Genomic DNA, 16,516 nt, shown 5'->3' with positions numbered 1-16,516 from the left:
GGCCAGTTCTTCACCTCGTGCTGTGCTGGCCGGTCGGCCGCGTTCGTTCATCGCCTCCGGAAGGTCATTCGTGACAGAGCCTCGCCACACCGGCGCCGACGTTCGCTCGATCACCGACTCTCTGATCGCCCACGCCGAGCGCGCCGGCGGCCAGCTGACCTCCGCGGAGGTCACGCAGACCGTGGAGGCCGCCGCGGTGACCCCGGCCGAGGCGAAGAAGATCCTGCGGGCCCTCGCCGAGCGAGGCGTGACCGTGGTGTGGGACGGTTCGGTCAGCACGCGCCGCCGCGTTTCCGCCGCGCGGTCCGCGACCCCGGCGTCGAAGGCGACGACCGCGAAAGCAACGAAGACGGCTGCCAAGAAGGCGCCGGTGCCCAAGCCGGCACCCGCCGAGGAGGCCACCGTGACCCCGCTCAAGAAGACCGCACCCGCGGCCGACGACGCAGCTACCCGGCCGGCGGCGAAGCCGGCCGCCAAGGCGGCGAAGCCGGCTCCCAAGACCGCCCCGGCGGACGCCGCCCCGAAGAACGGGCCGGCCAAGGCCGTCAAGGGCGCCAAGGCCGCACCCGGTGGCGAGCAGCCCGCCGACGGCACGGCGCCCGAGGGCGAGGTCGAAGACATCGATCCCGAGGCGCTGGCCGCCGAGATCGAAGACGTCGTGGTCGAGGAGCCGGCCGAGCTCGCCGAGGCGGCGCAGGCCGACGCCACCGCCGACAGCAACGACTTCGAGTGGGACGACGAGGAGTCCGAGGCGCTCAAGCAGGCGCGCCGCGACGCCGAGCTCACCGCCTCCGCCGACTCGGTCCGGGCCTACCTGAAGCAGATCGGCAAGGTCCCCCTGCTCAACGCGGAGCAGGAGGTCGAGCTCGCCAAGCGCATCGAGGCCGGGCTGTACGCGGCGGAGCGCCTGCGCGCCGCCGAGGAGGGCGAGGAAAAGCTCCCCACCCAGATGCACCGCGACCTGAGCTGGATCGGGCGCGACGGCGAACGGGCCAAGAACCACCTGCTCGAGGCCAACCTGCGGCTCGTGGTCTCGCTGGCCAAGCGGTACACGGGGCGTGGCATGGCCTTCCTCGACCTCATCCAAGAAGGCAACCTCGGCCTCATCCGCGCCGTCGAAAAATTCGACTACACCAAAGGCTACAAATTCTCCACCTACGCCACCTGGTGGATCCGCCAAGCCATCACCCGAGCCATGGCCGACCAAGCCCGCACCATCCGCATCCCGGTGCACATGGTCGAGGTGATCAACAAGCTCGGTCGGATACAGCGCGAGCTGCTCCAGGACCTGGGCCGCGAGCCCACCCCGGAGGAGCTGGCCAAGGAGATGGACATCACACCGGAAAAGGTGCTGGAGATCCAGCAGTACGCCCGGGAGCCCATCTCGCTCGACCAGACCATCGGCGACGAGGGCGACAGCCAGCTCGGCGACTTCATCGAAGACTCCGAGGCCGTGGTCGCGGTCGACGCGGTGAGCTTCTCGTTGCTGCAGGACCAGCTCCAGCAGGTCCTGCAGACCCTCTCCGAGCGGGAGGCGGGCGTGGTCCGGCTCCGCTTCGGCCTCACCGACGGCCAGCCGCGCACGCTCGACGAGATCGGCCAGGTCTACGGCGTGACACGCGAGCGCATTCGTCAGATCGAGTCAAAGACGATGTCAAAGTTGCGACACCCGTCGCGGTCACAGGTGCTCCGCGATTACCTCGATTGAGGGACGTTAGTCAACAGAGCGTGTCGCTTTGAACACCACCCGTACATCACGGTGTGGTCATCTCACCGTTGCCCAGATGTGATCGTTGACGTGGCACCCTTGTCGCACGGCACACTGTCGGTACCCGGGTGTGACCTCGGTCCCCAGAGGGCACTCCGGGAAGGCAGCACCCACCATGGGTGTTGGACGATAGGTGAGCAACGACCGAAGAACGTGTTCATCGGTGACGACCAGAGGAGGAAGGCGATGACCCCGACCCTCACGCCGCCGCCCGAGACGGCGGCCCCGCCAGCCGCCGATGAACGGTGCGACCGCTGCAATGCGGCTGGCAAGCTGCGCATCACCCTGGCGGGTGGGAGCGAGCTGGTGTTCTGTGGGCACCACGCGAACAAGTACGCCGAGGATCTCGTGAAGATCACGGTCCAGTTCGTGTCGGACCCCGAGTTCACCTGGCGCGGCGCCGAGCTGATGGCAAATCCGAACTAGCCGAGGTTCGGCAAGCGCACACACAGACGTAGACCGGCCGGAGGAGGTGTGCCTCCGGCCGGTTCTGTGTTCCTCGGCGGGTTTCGCTCAGAGCGAAACCCAGATTTTCCCCGGTCCGCGTCAGCTGCGGACCGTTCGCGCGGGGCCCCCGGGGAAACGTGGAGCGCAGCGGAGCGTTTTCTTGGGGTGCATTCCCGCGGGCACCGCTACGGCCGGCGGCTCGCAGCGCTGCCGAGACCCCCGGCCTCCGCTGCCACGTCCGCGGGCGGCCTCACCCCGTGGGCAAGGAGATCTAGAACGTTTAGGGCTCTATATCCGCCCTAAACGTTCTAGATCTGCCCGATGGCGGGTGAGAAACCGAGGCGGCGGGCTTGTTCGGTTGCCGCACCGGCCCGACGGCGTCGCCCGGCCGGGAGGCCGGCCGGGAGGCCGGGTGGGAGGAGATCGGGCTAGAGCGTCTGGACCGCGGCGATCCGCTCTTCGAGCTGCTCGATCGTGGCCTGGGCGCTCGGCGGGCCGCCGCAGAGCCGGCGCAGCTCGGCGTGGATCTTGCCGTGCGGCAGGCCGGTGCGGTGGTGGTGGGCGTTGACCAGCGAGTTGAGCTGGCGGCGCAGCGCGATCCGCCGCTCCCCCGCCGTACGCGGCCCGGCCGGCTGGGGCGGCACGCCGGCCGCCGGCGCGGCCGTGGTGGCCTTGGCGCGGCGCTGGGCGGCCAGCTGGTCGGCCTGGCGCTTGTTGAGCAGCAGCGCCACCTGCTCGGCCGTGAGCAGGCCGGGCAGTCCCAGGTACTCCTCCTCCTCGGGGGTACCGGCCTGCGCGCCCGTGCCGAACGAGGCGCCGTCGAAGATGACCTGGTCGAGCTCGGCCGTGGCGGAGAGCGCCTCGAAGCGCTTCTCCAGCTCGCCACTGGCCTGCTCGGTGCGCTGCGCCCGCTCGAAGAGCTCCTCCTCTTCGGCCCGCTTCGGCTCGCCCAGCACGTGGTCGCGCTCGGCCTCCATCTCGCTCGCCAGCCCCAGCAGGTGCGCCACGCTCGGCAGGAAGACCGTGGCGGTCTCGCCGGGACGCCGGGCGCGCACGAAGCGGCCGATCGCCTGGGCGAAGTAGAGCGGCGTGGAGGCGCTCGTCGCGTAGACGCCGACCGCCAGGCGCGGGATGTCGACGCCCTCGGAGACCATCCGCACAGCCACCAGCCATCGCTGCTCCGACGCCGAGAACGAGGCGATGCGCGCCGAGGCGCCCTGGTCGTCGGAGAGGACCACGACCGCCTTCTCGCCGGTCACCCGCTCGATCAGCCGCGCGTACGCCCTCGCGGCCTGCTGGTCGGTCGCGATGACGAGCCCGCCCGCGTCGGCCATGCCGCCGGCCCGCAGCACCTGGAGCCGCGCGTCGGCCGCGCGGAGCACCTGGGGCATCCACTCGCCGGCCGGGTCGAGGGCGGTGCGCCACGCCTGTGCCACGAGGTCCTGGGTCATCGGCTCGCCCAGCCGCGCGGCGAGCTCGTCGCCCGCGCTGGTGCGCCACCGGGTCTCGCCCGAGTACGCCAGGAAGATCACCGGCCGCACGACGCCGTCGCGGAGGGCGTCGGCGTAGCCGTACACCGAGTCGGAGCGGGACCGCTGGAGGCCGTCAGCGCCCCGCTCGTACGTCACGAAGGGGATGGGGTTGTCGTCCGACCGGAACGGGGTGCCGGTGAGCATGAGGCGGCGTACGGCGGGCTCGAAGGCGGCCCGCACCCCCTCGCCCCACGAGCGCGAGTCACCGGCGTGGTGGATCTCGTCGAGCACCACCAGCGTCCGCCGGGTCATCGTGCGCCGGCGGTGCACCTGGGGCGCGACGCCGACCTGCGCGTACGTGACCACGGCCCCGTGGAAGTCGGTCGAGGAGTGGATGTCGGCGTTGCGGAACGCGGCGTCCAGCTGGATGCCCACCCGCGCCGCCGCGGCCGCCCACTGCGCCTTCAGGTGCTCGGTCGGCGCCACCACCGTGACCGCCTCGACGGTGCCGTCGGCCAGCAGCTCGGCCGCGATGCGCAGCGCGAACGTGGTCTTGCCGGCGCCGGGCGTGGCCACCGCCATGAAGTCTTCGGAACGGCGGCGCAGGTACTCCACCATGGCCTTGCGCTGCCAGGCCCGAAGCGGTGGGAAGTCGTCCAACGCCAGCCGCACCCGACACCCCCCTCGACACACGAAATCGCCCCCGCGCGGACGGCGCGAAGGCGGCTTTCAGCATAACCGCGCACCGGCCCCACTGGCGGACAGCCGCCGCAGGAGTCACACAGCTGTCGGCGGGAGCGGGGCGGACCAGCGGCGCAGGATCGCGACCAGGCGTACCCCGAAGATGAGCGCGGCGGGCACCAGCAGTACCACGTCGTGGTGCATCTGGGCGCGCTCCAGCGCGACCACCGCGACCGCGCCGGCGAACGCCGCCACCGCGTAGATCTCGCGCCGCAGGACGACCGGGATCTCGCCGGTGAGCAGGTCGCGGCCGAGCCCGCCGCCGATGCCGACGAGCATGCCGATCAGGCACGCACCGACCGCGGGCACACCGGCGTCGAGCGCCTTGAGCGTGCCCGTGACGGTGAACAGACCGAGCCCGGCCGCGTCGAGCACCAGTACGGTGCGGCGCAGCCGGGCGATCTGCGGGTGGAGCCAGAAGGTGGCGGTGGCCACGAGGGCCGCGACGGTCGGGTAGCGCCAGTCCGCGAAGGCCAGCGGCGGCACCACGTCGATCACGATGTCGCGGATGATGCCGCCGCCGAGCGCGGCCACGAAGCCGACGAAGATCACGCCGAACAGGTCGAGGCGCTTGGCCACGCCGGCCGTCGCTCCGGAGGCGGCGAAGACCGCCACCCCCACGAGGTCAGCGAAGAGCAAGGGGGCCGGTCACTGGCGCATCGACTCGTAGATCTCCTTGCACTGCGGGCAGACCGGCGAGCCCGGCTTGGGCGCCTTGGTCACGGGGAACGTCTCCCCGCACAGTGCGATCACGAAGGTGCCCATGACCGCGCTCTCGGCGATCTTCTCTTTACGGACATAGTGGAACATCTCAGGACCGGTATCGGCGTCTTTCAGATCCGGACGCTCGAGAACCTCAGTGCTCACGTTTACGACACCTCCAGCCGTTTAGTTTCCCACCTCGGCGGCGGGCGGTCCAACGTGCCACATACGGTAGTGATCGTGACGGACCTTCACATCCGGGTGGGCGCCCAAGTCGCCGGGGCACTCCGCGCCGGCCAGCCCGTCGTGGCCCTGGAGAGCACCATCGTCGCACACGGCCTGCCCCGTCCGGACAACCTTCGGGTGGCCCGCGAGATCGAGCAGGCGGTCCGCGCGACGGGTGCCGTACCGGCGACGATCGGCATGATCGACGGCGCGCTGACCGTCGGGCTGGACGACACGGAGCTGACCCGCCTCGCCATGGCCGACGGCGTCGCCAAGCTCTCCGTACGCGACCTCGCCGTCGCCGCGGCCGCCGGCGCCGACGGTGCCACCACGGTCGCCGCCACCAGCGCGGTCGCGGTCGCGGCCGGCATCGGGGTCTTCGCGACCGGCGGGCTCGGCGGGGTGCACCGCGAGGCCTTCGACGAGTCGAACGACCTGATCACGCTCGCCCGTACCCCCATCACCGTGGTCTGCGCCGGCGTGAAGTCGATCCTCGACGTGGGCGCCACGCTGGAGCGGTTGGAGACGCTCGGGGTCACCGTGCTCGGCTACGGCACCCGCCGCTTCCCCGGCTTCTACATCACCGACGCCGGCTTCGACCTGGACTGGTCCGTGGAGACGCCGGAGCAGGTGGCGGCCGTGCTGGCCGCGCGGCGCGCGCAGGGCGTACACCAGGGTGGGCTGGTCGTCGCCAACCCGCTCCCGCTCGACGAGCAGCTCGACCCGGAGCTGCACGACCGCACCCTCGCCGAGGGCCTGGCCAAGCTGCGCGCCGAGGGGATCACCGGCAAGGCGGTCACGCCGTTCCTGCTGGCGCACTTCCACTCCGCGACCGGGGGAAAGAGCCTCGCCGTCAATGTGCGGATCATCCTGCGCAACGCCGAGCTCGCCGGCCGGATCGCGGTGGCGGCCGCCGCTTGATCGTCGTGGTGGGCGACCTGGTCACGGACGTCGTCGCGGCCCTCGACGGCCCACCCGCGGCCGGCACCGACACGGGCGCGCGGATCCGCTTCGCCGGCGGCGGCCAGGGCGCCAACACCGCCGCCTGGCTGGCTGCCCGCGGTACCCAGGTCACGCTCGTCGCGGCGGTCGGCGACGACGAGCCCGGCCGGACCCGGGTGGCCGAGCTCGCCGCCGCGGGCGTCCGCTGCGCGGTGCGCGCCCACCCGGGCACCGCCACCGGCACCGTGATCGTCCTCACCCACGACGGCGAGCGCACGATGGTCAACGACCGCGGCGCCAGCCTGCTGCTCTCCCCCGCCGACGTCGACGCCGCGCTGGCCGGGGCGCCGGGCGCGCGGCACGTGCACGTCTCCGGGTACCCCCTGCTCGATCCGGCCTCGCGGTGGGCCGGCCTCCGCGCGCTGGCCGCGGCCCGCGAACGTGGGCTGACCACCAGCGTCGACGCGGCGTCCGCGGGCCCGTTGCGGCGCGCGGGCCCGGCCTTCCTGGATTGGGTACGCGGCGTCGACCTCGTCCTCGCGAACTCCGACGAGGCGGCCGTGCTGGCCGGTGGCACCGACCCGGTCGTCCAGGCGCGCGCGCTCGCCACGGTCGCGGTGCACGCGGTGGTCAAGCGCGGCCCGGCCGGCGCCGTCTGGGCCGGCCCGGCCGGCGTCTTCGCGGTGCCCGGCCGACCCGCGCCGGCGGTGGTGGACCCGACCGGCGCCGGCGACGCCTTCGCGGCGGGCCTGCTCGCGGCCTGGGTCGGCGGAGCCCCGCCGGCGGAAGCGCTGGAGCGGGCGGTGGCGCTCGGCACCGAGGCGGTCGCCCGGCTCGGCGCCCGCCCACCGCTCCCGTGATCGAAGCTCCCGCCAAGTCGCTAGAACGACGTGGCGGGAGCTTCGATCACGGGAGAGCTAGTCGGCGTCGATCGTCTTCGGCGGGGATGCGTCCGGCAGCGCCTGCTGGGGTGGTTCGTCCGCCTCGGTGCGGTTGTGCCGGAAGCGGTACTGCTCCTTGGGCGGGCGGTCGTTGGCCAGGAGCACGGCCAGCCAGGGGATCAGCACCATGCCCAGAAGGCAGAGCGGCAGCCAGAGCCAGAGCAGCGGCGCCTTGGTGCCCACGAGGATCGCCGCGACCAGCAGGCAGACACCCCGGACGGACATCATCAGGACGTACCGCACCTGGCGGCTGCGCAACTGGTCCGCCTGGCTGCGGTCGGCGTCGGTGATCAGGATCGGCCGTGCGGCCTTTCGCCTCACCGGTCCATCCTTCCACTCGCCTCACCGGCGGATTTTTCGCCCGGTCTCGCGTGTTACGCCCGTGGTACGCTCGCCGGTGTGGGCAGCAGGTTCAGCTTCACCGAGGAGGGCCTGGCCAACCTGCGGCTCTACGAGGTGAGTCCGGGCGAGGTTTGGGAAGCACTCCACAGCACGCGCCGGATCATCCGGCACCTGGGCGACGACGTGATGGTGGTCTACGCGGCGACCGGGCGGGGTCGGCGGCTCGCGATCCTGCTGATCGAGGCGGACCGCGGCGACAACGATTGGGATGTCCTGTCCGCCCGCGACCTGACCGACGTCGAGTCCAAGCGGTACGACGAGGCACAGCAGGGGTGGCGACGATGAATCGAAACGACGCGCTCAAGCAGTTTCACGAGGGTGGGGATCGGCTCGCGGAGCTGATCGACGAGGGGCAGCCGGCCGAGCTGCCCAGTCCGGACAGTGACGTGCCCATGGTGAGCCGATCCGTGCGGCTGCCCGTCGAGACGTACGAGCGGGTGCGCGAAGCCGCCGAGGCGCGCGGCATCGGCGTGACCACCCTGATGCGGCAGTGGATCGAGGCCGGGCTCGCCGACCTCGACGAGTCGGCCACCGTCTCGCTCGCCGACGTGCGCCGGGCGATAGCGGCGCTGGCCCACCCGCGCGCCGCCTAGCCGGTCGCCGACTTCGCGGCCTTGGCCGCCGCCTTGGCCTGCTGCTTGTACTCGCGCACCTTCACCAGCGCGGCGGCGTCGACGATGTCGGCCACCGACTTGTACGCGTCGTCCGGCCCATAGGCACCGGCTGCCTCGCGCCAGCCCTCCGGCCGTACGCCAAACCGCTTGCCGAGCAGCGCCACGAAGATCTGCGCCTTCTGCTTGCCAAACCCGGGCAGTGCGCTCACCCGCTTGAAGAGCTCCTTGCCGTCGGCCGCGGTGCGCCAGAGGGTCTCCGCCTCGCCACCGTACGTGTCGACGACGATGCGGCACGCCTCCTGCACCCGCGCGGCCATCGCCTTCGGAAAGCGGTGCAGTGCCGGCGGGGTGGCGAAGATGGCGGTCAGCGCCTCCGGGTCGAAGTCGGCGAGCTCTTCCGCGGTCGGCTCGTGGCCGAGACGGCGGCTCAGCTCGTACGGCGCGGAAAAGGCGCGCTCCAGCGGAAACTGCTGGTCCAGAATCATGCCGACCAACAGGGCCAACGGGCTCCGCTGGAGCAGCTCGTTGGCTTTGGCGTCGATGGGCAGGTTGAGCGTCATGCCCCCATCCTGCACGATCGGCCCTCCGGCCGGGGTCGGGTGCGCGGCGGGCTCCACTATGGAAAGCACACCTTTCAGCAGCGAAATGCACCCGAGAGAGCACGGTCCCCGAACTCGGGGAGGTAATCTCACGCCGTCGACAAATGTGGCAGGTCGTCCCACCGAGGTTTGTTGCGGGGCGCCGCATGCGTACGGGGGCGCGGCGGTCGGGCGCGGATGGCGGACCCACCGGACAGGAGGCTCCCGTGAGTAGATACGTCATCACCATCACGCCGGACAACGACGGCGCGGCCGGCGCCGCCACGGCGCACACCACCGTTCGGGTGGACACTTCGACCGGGCAGACCCGGATCACCGAACTGACCGTGCGGGCGGCCAGCGGCGGCGGGCTCGCCCCGGCCGACCTGCCCCCGGTCGACCTGGACCTGCTCGTGCGCGCGCTCGCCGGATCGGCACCGCCCCCGGCCCTGCCGCCGGTGCCCGAGCCGGTCGAGGAGGAAGAGGTCGCACCGCCGCCGCGCCGCCGCCCGCGCAAGACCGCCGCCAAGAAAGCCACCGCCAAAGCCACCAGGGCGGCGGCGAAGAAGGCGACCAAGCGGGCCGCGGAGAGCACCGGCACCCGCGCGTACCGGCGGATGCCCGAAGCCGAGGAGGTCATGGAGGTGTACCGGCAGACCGGCTCGATCACCGCGGTCGCCGAGCACTTCGACGTGCCCCGGCACACCGTCGCCGGCTGGGCCCGGCGGCTGCGCTCGCAGGGACACGCCATCGGCCGGCAGTAATCTCTCCACGGCTCTACTCTTTCCTCGGGCTTTCGCCCCGGACTGGCAAGGTCCGAGCGGCGGACGACCTCCGGCGCCCAACTGGCAAGGGCCGGGCGGCGGGCGACTTCCGCCGCCGGCTGGCAAGGTCCGGGCGGCGGAGCGAAGCGGCGATCTGGTGCGTTCGAGGCAGCCGACGAGAGGGGCACGACCGTGCGGAAGACCGTGGTGGCAGTTGCCCTGGTGGCGGCCCTGGCGGCCTGCTCGGACGAGGGCGACGACGAGCCGACCCTGCCCGCGCCCGCCGTGCCCACGCCGACCGTGACCGGGGGCGCCAGCAGCAGGCCCGGCGGCCCGCCCGACCTCGGCGCGCCGCAGCAGGTGGCGAGCGGGCTGGACGTGCCGTGGGGGATGGCGTTCCTGCCGGACGGCAACGCCCTCGTCGCCGAGCGCGACACCGGCCGGATCCTCCAGGTGTCGCCGGGCGGCGGGGCGGCGCGCCAGGTGTACGAGGTGCCGGGCGTCGACGCGGGCGGCGAGGGTGGGCTGCTGGGGCTGGCCGTCTCACCCGAATACACCCAGGACCGGTGGGTGTACGCGTACCACACCGCCGAGCCGGACAACCGCATCGTGCGCTTCCGGCTCGACGGCGGCGGCCGGCCGGAGGTCATCTTCCAGGGGATCCGCAAAGCGGGAAACCACAATGGCGGGCGGATCAAGTTCGGCCCGGACGGCATGCTGTACGCGGGCACCGGCGACGCCGCCGACACCGACCTCTCGCAGGATCCGCAGAGCCCGAACGGCAAGATCCTGCGGCTGACGCCCGAGGGCGACCCGGCGCCGGGCAACCCGCGGGCCGGCTCCCCGGTGTACACGATGGGCCACCGCAACGTGCAGGGGCTGGCCTGGGACAGCGCGGGCCGGATGTACGCGACCGAGTTCGGCCAGAACCGCCTCGACGAGGTCAACCGCATCGAGCCGGGCCGAAACTACGGCTGGCCCGAGGTGGAGGGCGAAGGCGACACCGAGGGTGGGCGGTACACCAACCCGATCGTCACCTGGCCGACCGACGACGCCTCCCCGTCCGGCGCGGCCATCGCCGGCGACACGCTCTACGTGGCGGCGCTGCGCGGCGAGCGGCTCTGGACGGTACCCCTGAATGATGGCCGGGCCGGCGAACCCCGCGCTGAGCTGCGCGACCGCTACGGCCGGCTGCGGACGGTGGAGGTCGCCCCCGACGGCGCGCTGTGGCTGGCCACGTCCAACCGCGACGGGCGCGGCGACGTCCGGGACGGTGACGATCGCATCCTTCGCCACCCCGCCCGCTCCTGACCCGACAGAATGGCCGGGTGACCACCTCACCACGACCACCACTGGCCGAGCAGCTCGACCTCGCCCCGCACCCGGAGGGCGGGTGGTTTCGGGAGACCTGGCGCAGCGACCACGCGTTCGAGCCCGAGGGGTACGGCGGTCCGCGCCGCGCCGCCACCGCGATCTACTTCCTGCTCCACCCGGGCGAGGAGTCGCGGTGGCACGTGGTCCGCTCGGACGAGCTGTGGCTGTGGCACGCCGGCGGCCCGCTGGCGCTGCGGATGCGCGGCCTGGCCGCCTCGCGTTCGCTCCGCGAGCCGGAGGTCACGGCCGCCGGCTCGATCCAGGACCAGGAGACCGCGATCCTGGGCAACGACATCGCCGCCGGGCAGCGCCCGCAGGTGCTCGTACCGGGCGGCGTGTGGCAGGCCGCGGCGCCCGCCGGTGACCAGCCGGTGCTGGTCAGCTGCGTGGTGGCGCCCGGCTTCGACTTCGCCGACTTCCGGATGGACTGAATGCTTCTCACCGACAAGGGCGTCGAGCAGCTCCGCACCGCCCTGACCGAGTACACCTCCAGCGGCATCGCCGAGCGCCTCGGCCCGGCCGCCACCGCCGGCGTCTCCCGCAACGACTTCCGGGCCGCGCTGCGGGCCACCGCCGACCGCGACCCGCTGGCCATGCTGATCCGGCTCTTCGTGTGCGGGCAGACCGAGCCGCGCGCCGCCGTGGAGGCCGCGTTCGCGCCGCTCCCCCTCGCCGAGGCGCTGGCCGCCGGGTTGGTCGTGCCGGACGGCGACGGGCTGCGGCAGGGGCTCGACCTGGAGGCGTACGGCGACTCGTGGTGGGTCGTCGCCGACCTGCCCGCCGCCGCCCACCCCGGCGTACCGCTCGCGCCCGACCACGTGCTCGGCGTCGGCGGGGCCTCCACCACGCTGGCCGGCGCCACGATCCGCCGCCCGGTGGGGTCGGCGCTCGACCTGGGCACCGGCTGCGGCGTACAGGCGCTGCACCTCTCCCAGCACGCCACCACCGTGACCGCCACCGACGTGAGCGAGCGGGCGCTCAGCTTCGCCGCCACCACGGCCGCGCTCAACGGCATGGACTGGGAGCTGCTGCGCGGCGACATGGTCGCGCCGGTCGCGGGGCGCCGCTTCGACCTGGTGGTGAGCAACCCGCCGTTCGTGGTGGGGCCGGGCACGGCCACCCACGCCTACCGCGACTCCGGCCGCGTCGGCGACGGCCTCGGCGCCGAGCTGGCCGCCGCCGCGCCGGCGCTGCTGGCCGAGGGCGGCACGATGCAGTACCTGGCCAACTGGGCGCACGTCGCCGGCGAGGAGTGGGGCGACCGGGTGGCCGGCTGGGTCGCCGGCACCGGCCTTTCCGCCTGGGTGATCCAGCGCGAGGTGGCCGACCCGGTCTCCTATGTGGACCTCTGGCTGACCGACGCGGGCGAGCCGCACGACCCGGCCCGCAAGGCCGAGTGGCTCGACTGGTTCGACGCCCACAAGATCGAGGCGGTCGGCTTCGGCCTGGTCACCCTCCGCCGCGCCGGCGCCGACGACCCGGTGGTCCGGGTCGAAGACCTGCGCCAGCAGGTCGGCGGGCCGCTGGGCGCGCAGGTCGCGGCCTGGTTCGACCGCCAGCATTTTCTCCGGGTACGCGACGCGGCCGGCCTGCTCGCCGGACGGTACCGGGCGGCCGAGGGTCTCCAGCTGCGGCAGGAGGCCACGATGGGCCCCGAGGGTTGGGCGGTGGACCGGCAGGTGCTGGCGATGCCGCAGGGGTTGCGCTGGAGCGAGGAGGTCGACCCGCTGGTGCTCGCGCTGGTCGGCGGCGCCGACGGCCGGGTGCCGCTGCGCGACCAGATCGCGGTGCTCGCGGTCGCGCACGAGGTCGCGGAGTCCGACCTCGCCGAGGCCGCCGTGCCGATCGTCGCCCACCTGGTGGAGCGCGGCATGCTCGTACCGGTCGCCGGACTCGCGGAGGGCTGAGCGGGATGCGCGCGGTGGTGCAGACGGTCGGCCGGGCCAGCGTGACGGTCGGCGGCGAGGTGGTCGGCGGGATCGAAGACGGCCTGCTGGTGCTGCTCGGCGTCACCCACACCGACACGCCGGCGACCGCCGACACGATGGCTCGCAAGGTGTGGGAGCTGCGCATCCTCGACGACGAACGCTCGGCCGCCGACATCGACGCGCCCGTGCTGGTGGTCAGCCAGTTCACCCTCTACGGCGACACCCGCAAGGGCCGCCGCCCGTCGTGGGGCGCCGCCGCCCCGGCCGAGGTCGCCGAGCCGCTGGTGACCGCGTTCGTCGAGGCGCTGGAGTCGCGCGGCGCGAAGGTGGCGACCGGCCGCTTCCGCGCCCACATGCTCGTCGAGAGCGTCAACGTCGGCCCCCGCACGATCCTCCTGGACCTCTGAAGCCCTCCGGGCCCGAGCCCGTGAATGTAGATCTAGAACGTTTAGGGCGCTATTTCAGCCCTAAACGTTCTAGATCTACTTCGATCCGGTCGCAACGCGCCGGCAGGCCGCGCGTGCGGCGGGCCGGCGGTTGGGGTGTGGAGCGCGGAGGGTGAGGCCGCGGGAGCAACGGTCCGGACCACCACGGACATCGCGGTAGCTCACAGTCTCTGCTCTGGAATGGGTCTTTGTGCGCGAAGCCCGCCGCGGGTGGCGGCGGGCTTCGGGCGGGCGGAGATCTAGAAGAACAGGCCCCGACGTTGGGCCGACTGGCGGAGCCAGGCGTCCAGTTGGTTGGTCCAGTCGGCCCGCTCGGCCCCGGCGTAGTCGACGGTGAAGCGGCCGAACGCGTCGCGGCCCTCGGTGAAGACGCCGCCCCGCTTGTCGAGCTCCAGCACCACCTGGAGCTGGTGCGGCGTGGGCAGGAAGGTCACCTCGAGCTGGTTGAAGGCGCGCGCGTACTGCGGCGCGGGATAGAACTCGATCTCCTGGTAGAAGGGGAGCGTCTGCTGCACCCCGTGGATGCGGCCGCGCTCGACGTCGGCCTTGCCGAACCGGAAGCCCAGCCGCAGGAACGCGTCCAGGATGCGCTCCTGGGCCGGCAGCGGGTGCACCGCCACCGCGTCCAGGTCGCCCTTGTCGACGGCGCGGGCCACCTCGAGCTCGGTGCGCAGGCCCATGGTCATGCCGTGCAGGTGCTGGCCGTACAGCTCGGTGATCGGGGTCTCCCACGGCACCTCGAAGCGGAACGGCACGTCGTGGCGGCCGCCCGGGGCCAGCCGGAACGGGCCGGTCAGCCGCTGGCGGTGGAACTCCTGGTTGGTGTCGTACTCAGAGTCGCCGCTCTCCACCTCGACCCGGGTGACCAGGCCGACAGCGACGTATTCGATATCGACGGGGTGGTCGCCGCCGACCGCGTGCACCTGGCCCTCCAGGTAGCCGCCCGGCCGGCAGTTGGGGTTGCTGAGCACTGTCTCGACCGACGGGCCTCCCACACCCATCGCCTGCAACATGCGCTTGAAGACCACGTCGTCCTCCCGGATCGGGGTTGGAGCTATCGCAACCTCAGCACACTAACCCCACTCAGCAAGCGTCGACATTTACCTCAAAAGGGGTACGCCGGGCCATTCAACTACCGGATTAGTGCCACGGAACGCTCGCCTCACCCCCGCTTCACGCCCCGACCGCCAAGCTTTTCTCACCAGCGCCACTCGGGCGGCTGGGACGCGTGCCACTTGTCGACGCGGGGAGGCGACTAAAGGTGGTCCTGCACATGAACGACAACGAGCTCACCCTCGATGCCGACCTCGACGCCACCGACGAGCGGGGGGTTTCGGCCGACCTGGTCCGGGCGTATCTGAACGGTATCGGTCGGACCAAGCTGCTCACCGCCGTTCAGGAGGTCGAGCTGGCCAAGCGCATCGAGGCCGGGCTCTTCGCCGAGGAAAAGCTCGCGGACGCGGCGCTTCCGCCGGCCATACGCGAAGACCTGACGACCATCGCGGTCGAGGGTCGGGCGGCAAAGGACCATCTGCTGGAGGCCAACCTTCGGCTCGTGGTCAGCATCGCGAAGCGGTACACGGGGCGTGGCATGGCCTTCCTCGACCTCATCCAAGAAGGCAACCTCGGCCTCATCCGCGCCGTCGAAAAATTCGACTACACCAAAGGCTACAAATTCTCCACCTACGCCACCTGGTGGATCCGCCAAGCCATCACCCGAGCCATGGCCGACCAAGCCCGCACCATCCGCATCCCGGTGCACATGGTCGAGCAGGTCAACCGGATGGTGCGCGCCCGCCGCGACCTCAGCACCACGCTCGGCCGCGAGCCCGCGATCGCCGAGATCGCCAAGGCGATGGGCGTGCCGGAGTTCCAGGTGATCGAGCTGATCTCGTACGACCGGGAGCCGGTCAGCCTCGACCAGGCGGTCGGCGAAGACGGCGAGAGCGCGCTCGGTGACTTCGTGGCGGGCGTCGACCCGCGCGAGGAGCCGGCCGACAGCGTCGCCCAGGGCGAGCTGCGCAGCGAGGTCGAGATCGTGCTCGCCACGCTCTCCCAGCGGGAGCAGGCGGTGATCCGGCTCCGCTTCGGCCTCGACGACGGCCGCCAGCGCACGCTCGACGAGGTGGGGCGCGAGTTCGGCCTCTCCCGCGAGCGGATCCGCCAGATCGAAAAGGTCACCCTGCTCAAGCTCCGCCACCCCTCGCGGGCCAAGCGCCTGGAGGCGTACGCCAGCTGACCGTGCGGCGCCGCGGCGAAGAGCCTCAGGGGCGGCAGATCACTTCGCCGTGGAGGATGGCAAACCAGCCGTCCTCCACGGCGCCCCATTTCCGCCAGCCTTCGGAGAGCCGGTCCAGGTCCTCCTGCCGGTACCCGGCCGCGAGCGCCTGCCCGGCGATGGCCGAGCGCGTGATCCGCTCCGCCCACATGCCGCTCCACCAGGCCCGGTCTTCACCGGTCGCGAAGCACCACACCGACGCCGAGGCGGTCACCTCGGTGAAGCCGGCCTGCCGCGCCCACGCGTGCAGCCGCCGGCCGGCGTCCGGCTCGCCGCCGTTGCGCCGGGCCACGTCGCGGTAGAGGGCCAGCCACTCGTCCAGCTCGGGCACCTGGGGGTACCAGGTCATCGCCGCGTAGTCGGAGTCGCGTGCGGCGACGATCCCGCCGGGCCGGCACACCCGCCGCATCTCGCGGAGCGCGGTGACCGGGTCGCCGACGTGCTGGAGCACCTGGTGGGCGTGTACGACGTCGAAGGAGGCGTCCGGGAAGTCGAGCGCGTGCACGTCGGCCACCGCGAACTCGACGTTGACCAGATCCGCCGCCCGGCGCGCCTCGGCGAGTACCGCCTCGGCGACGTCGACCGCCGTGACCGGGCCGGGTGCGACGAGCGTGGCCAGGTCGGCGGTGATCGTGCCGGGGCCGCAGCCGACGTCCAGCACGGCGAGGCCGGGCGCGAGGTGGCCGAGGAGGTACGCCGCGGAGTTTTCCGCCGTGCGCCAGCGGTGCGAGCGCAGGACCGACTCGTGATGCCCGTGCGTGTACGTCGCCATGTCCCGCACGCTAACCCCACCGCCCACACTCTGGGAGCGGTATCCCAGCATACGAACTCACCTCCCGTGATTCAAAGCTCCCCTCAAGTCGCTAGAACGACTTGAGGGGAGCTTTGATCACG

At 72.4% G+C, this 16,516-nt stretch carries 19 protein-coding genes; 12 read left to right on the top strand and 7 right to left on the bottom strand.

Going from position 1 to position 16,516, the window contains the following annotated elements:
• Positions 1-70: 70 nt before the first annotated feature.
• Both RB614_RS18490 and RB614_RS18485 read left to right on the top strand, forming a co-directional pair.
• A complete protein-coding gene (locus RB614_RS18490; protein ID WP_308713775.1) occupies positions 71-1,708 on the top strand; it encodes an RNA polymerase sigma factor in 1,638 nt (545 codons plus the stop codon).
• 246 nt (positions 1,709-1,954) lie between these two features.
• Positions 1,955-2,194 (top strand): DUF7455 domain-containing protein, encoded by a 240-nt coding sequence (locus RB614_RS18485; RefSeq protein ID WP_173041975.1) that lies wholly within the window; start codon positions 1,955-1,957, stop codon positions 2,192-2,194.
• Positions 2,195-2,643: 449 nt separating this feature from the next.
• Here RB614_RS18485 and RB614_RS18480 read toward each other — a convergent pair whose 3' ends face one another.
• The 3 genes from RB614_RS18480 to RB614_RS18470 all read right to left on the bottom strand — a co-directional run bounded on the left by RB614_RS18480 (position 2,644) and on the right by RB614_RS18470 (position 5,295).
• Positions 2,644-4,359 carry a DEAD/DEAH box helicase gene (locus RB614_RS18480; protein WP_308713774.1) on the bottom strand — a complete coding sequence of 572 codons (1,716 nt, stop codon included), beginning with the start codon at positions 4,357-4,359 and terminating at the stop codon, positions 2,644-2,646.
• A 105-nt stretch (positions 4,360-4,464) separates the two neighbouring features.
• On the bottom strand, positions 4,465-5,067 hold the full coding sequence (locus tag RB614_RS18475) for a trimeric intracellular cation channel family protein (RefSeq protein WP_308713773.1): 603 nt from the start codon (positions 5,065-5,067) through the stop codon (positions 4,465-4,467).
• A gap of 9 nt (positions 5,068-5,076) precedes the next feature.
• Entirely contained in the window at positions 5,077-5,295 is a 219-nt protein-coding gene (locus RB614_RS18470; RefSeq protein WP_308713772.1) for a DUF3039 domain-containing protein, read from the bottom strand.
• A 75-nt stretch (positions 5,296-5,370) separates the two neighbouring features.
• Here RB614_RS18470 and RB614_RS18465 point away from each other — a divergent pair, with 75 nt between their 5' ends.
• Together RB614_RS18465 and RB614_RS18460 are read left to right on the top strand one after the other, a co-directional pair.
• Entirely contained in the window at positions 5,371-6,276 is a 906-nt protein-coding gene (locus RB614_RS18465) for a pseudouridine-5'-phosphate glycosidase (protein ID WP_308713771.1), read from the top strand.
• On the top strand, positions 6,276-7,157 hold the full coding sequence (locus RB614_RS18460) for a carbohydrate kinase family protein (protein ID WP_308713889.1): 882 nt from the start codon (positions 6,276-6,278) through the stop codon (positions 7,155-7,157). The genes RB614_RS18465 and RB614_RS18460 overlap by 1 nt, the downstream gene beginning before the upstream one ends.
• 57 nt (positions 7,158-7,214) lie before the next feature.
• Here RB614_RS18460 and RB614_RS18455 read toward each other — a convergent pair whose 3' ends face one another.
• The gene (locus RB614_RS18455; protein ID WP_308713770.1) at positions 7,215-7,559 is read right to left on the bottom strand and encodes a DUF3099 domain-containing protein; all 345 of its coding nucleotides are present in this window, start codon (positions 7,557-7,559) and stop codon (positions 7,215-7,217) included.
• Positions 7,560-7,637: 78 nt separating this feature from the next.
• On the opposite strand from RB614_RS18455, the gene RB614_RS18450 reads away from it, so the two are divergent.
• Both RB614_RS18450 and RB614_RS18445 read left to right on the top strand, forming a co-directional pair.
• Positions 7,638-7,925, top strand: coding sequence for a hypothetical protein (locus RB614_RS18450; protein WP_173055330.1), 288 nt, complete (start codon positions 7,638-7,640; stop codon positions 7,923-7,925).
• Positions 7,922-8,233: a ribbon-helix-helix protein, CopG family gene (locus RB614_RS18445; RefSeq protein WP_308713769.1), complete on the top strand. Its 312-nt coding sequence runs from the start codon at positions 7,922-7,924 to the stop codon at positions 8,231-8,233. Before RB614_RS18450 ends, RB614_RS18445 begins: the two co-directional genes overlap by 4 nt.
• Here RB614_RS18445 and RB614_RS18440 read toward each other — a convergent pair.
• Positions 8,230-8,814 (bottom strand): HhH-GPD-type base excision DNA repair protein, encoded by a 585-nt coding sequence (locus RB614_RS18440; protein WP_308713768.1) that lies wholly within the window; start codon positions 8,812-8,814, stop codon positions 8,230-8,232. The two genes, RB614_RS18445 and RB614_RS18440, sit on opposite strands and share 4 nt — an antisense overlap.
• Positions 8,815-9,059: 245 nt before the next feature.
• Here RB614_RS18440 and RB614_RS18435 point away from each other — a divergent pair, with 245 nt between their 5' ends.
• The 5 genes from RB614_RS18435 (at position 9,060) to dtd (ending at position 13,305) form a co-directional block, all read left to right on the top strand.
• Positions 9,060-9,596, top strand: a complete 537-nt coding sequence (locus tag RB614_RS18435; protein WP_308713767.1) for a hypothetical protein — start codon at positions 9,060-9,062, stop codon at positions 9,594-9,596.
• 192 nt (positions 9,597-9,788) lie between these two features.
• On the top strand, positions 9,789-10,907 hold the full coding sequence (locus tag RB614_RS18430; RefSeq protein ID WP_308713766.1) for a PQQ-dependent sugar dehydrogenase: 1,119 nt from the start codon (positions 9,789-9,791) through the stop codon (positions 10,905-10,907).
• A gap of 17 nt (positions 10,908-10,924) precedes the next feature.
• The gene (locus RB614_RS18425; RefSeq protein ID WP_308713765.1) at positions 10,925-11,401 is read left to right on the top strand and encodes a cupin domain-containing protein; all 477 of its coding nucleotides are present in this window, start codon (positions 10,925-10,927) and stop codon (positions 11,399-11,401) included.
• Positions 11,402-12,877: a DUF7782 domain-containing protein gene (locus RB614_RS18420; protein WP_308713764.1), complete on the top strand. Its 1,476-nt coding sequence runs from the start codon at positions 11,402-11,404 to the stop codon at positions 12,875-12,877.
• Positions 12,878-12,882: 5 nt separating this feature from the next.
• Entirely contained in the window at positions 12,883-13,305 is a 423-nt protein-coding gene (gene dtd, locus RB614_RS18415; protein WP_308713763.1) for a D-aminoacyl-tRNA deacylase, read from the top strand.
• Between the two features lie 278 nt (positions 13,306-13,583).
• Here dtd and RB614_RS18410 read toward each other — a convergent pair whose 3' ends face one another.
• Complete coding sequence (locus tag RB614_RS18410) at positions 13,584-14,372, bottom strand: sporulation protein (RefSeq protein WP_308713762.1); 789 nt, start codon at positions 14,370-14,372, stop codon at positions 13,584-13,586.
• A 245-nt stretch (positions 14,373-14,617) separates the two neighbouring features.
• Between RB614_RS18410 and sigB the strand changes: the two genes are divergently transcribed.
• On the top strand, positions 14,618-15,583 hold the full coding sequence (gene sigB, locus RB614_RS18405) for an RNA polymerase sigma factor SigB (protein WP_308713760.1): 966 nt from the start codon (positions 14,618-14,620) through the stop codon (positions 15,581-15,583).
• 25 nt (positions 15,584-15,608) lie between these two features.
• Here the strand turns inward: sigB and RB614_RS18400 are convergent, their stop codons facing one another.
• Positions 15,609-16,394, bottom strand: a complete 786-nt coding sequence (locus RB614_RS18400) for a methyltransferase domain-containing protein (protein ID WP_308713759.1) — start codon at positions 16,392-16,394, stop codon at positions 15,609-15,611.
• Positions 16,395-16,516 lie beyond the last annotated feature (122 nt).

This window comes from Phytohabitans maris (assembly GCF_031085175.1).
GTDB classification, from domain to species: domain Bacteria; phylum Actinomycetota; class Actinomycetes; order Mycobacteriales; family Micromonosporaceae; genus Phytohabitans; species Phytohabitans maris.
This window is presented reverse-complemented; position numbering and strand designations above follow the sequence as displayed.

Excerpts from the sequence above, each read along its gene's own strand:
- RB614_RS18485 (WP_173041975.1), top strand. The coding sequence starts at position 1,955 with ATGACCCCGACCCTCACGCCGCCGCCCGAGACGGCGGCCCCGCCAGCC.
- RB614_RS18445 (WP_308713769.1), top strand. The coding sequence starts at position 7,922 with ATGAATCGAAACGACGCGCTCAAGCAGTTTCACGAGGGTGGGGATCGG.
- RB614_RS18440 (WP_308713768.1), bottom strand. The coding sequence starts at position 8,814 with ATGACGCTCAACCTGCCCATCGACGCCAAAGCCAACGAGCTGCTCCAG.
- RB614_RS18420 (WP_308713764.1), top strand. The coding sequence starts at position 11,402 with ATGCTTCTCACCGACAAGGGCGTCGAGCAGCTCCGCACCGCCCTGACC.
- dtd (WP_308713763.1), top strand. The coding sequence starts at position 12,883 with ATGCGCGCGGTGGTGCAGACGGTCGGCCGGGCCAGCGTGACGGTCGGC.
- sigB (WP_308713760.1), top strand. The coding sequence starts at position 14,618 with ATGAACGACAACGAGCTCACCCTCGATGCCGACCTCGACGCCACCGAC.
- RB614_RS18400 (WP_308713759.1), bottom strand. The coding sequence starts at position 16,394 with ATGGCGACGTACACGCACGGGCATCACGAGTCGGTCCTGCGCTCGCAC.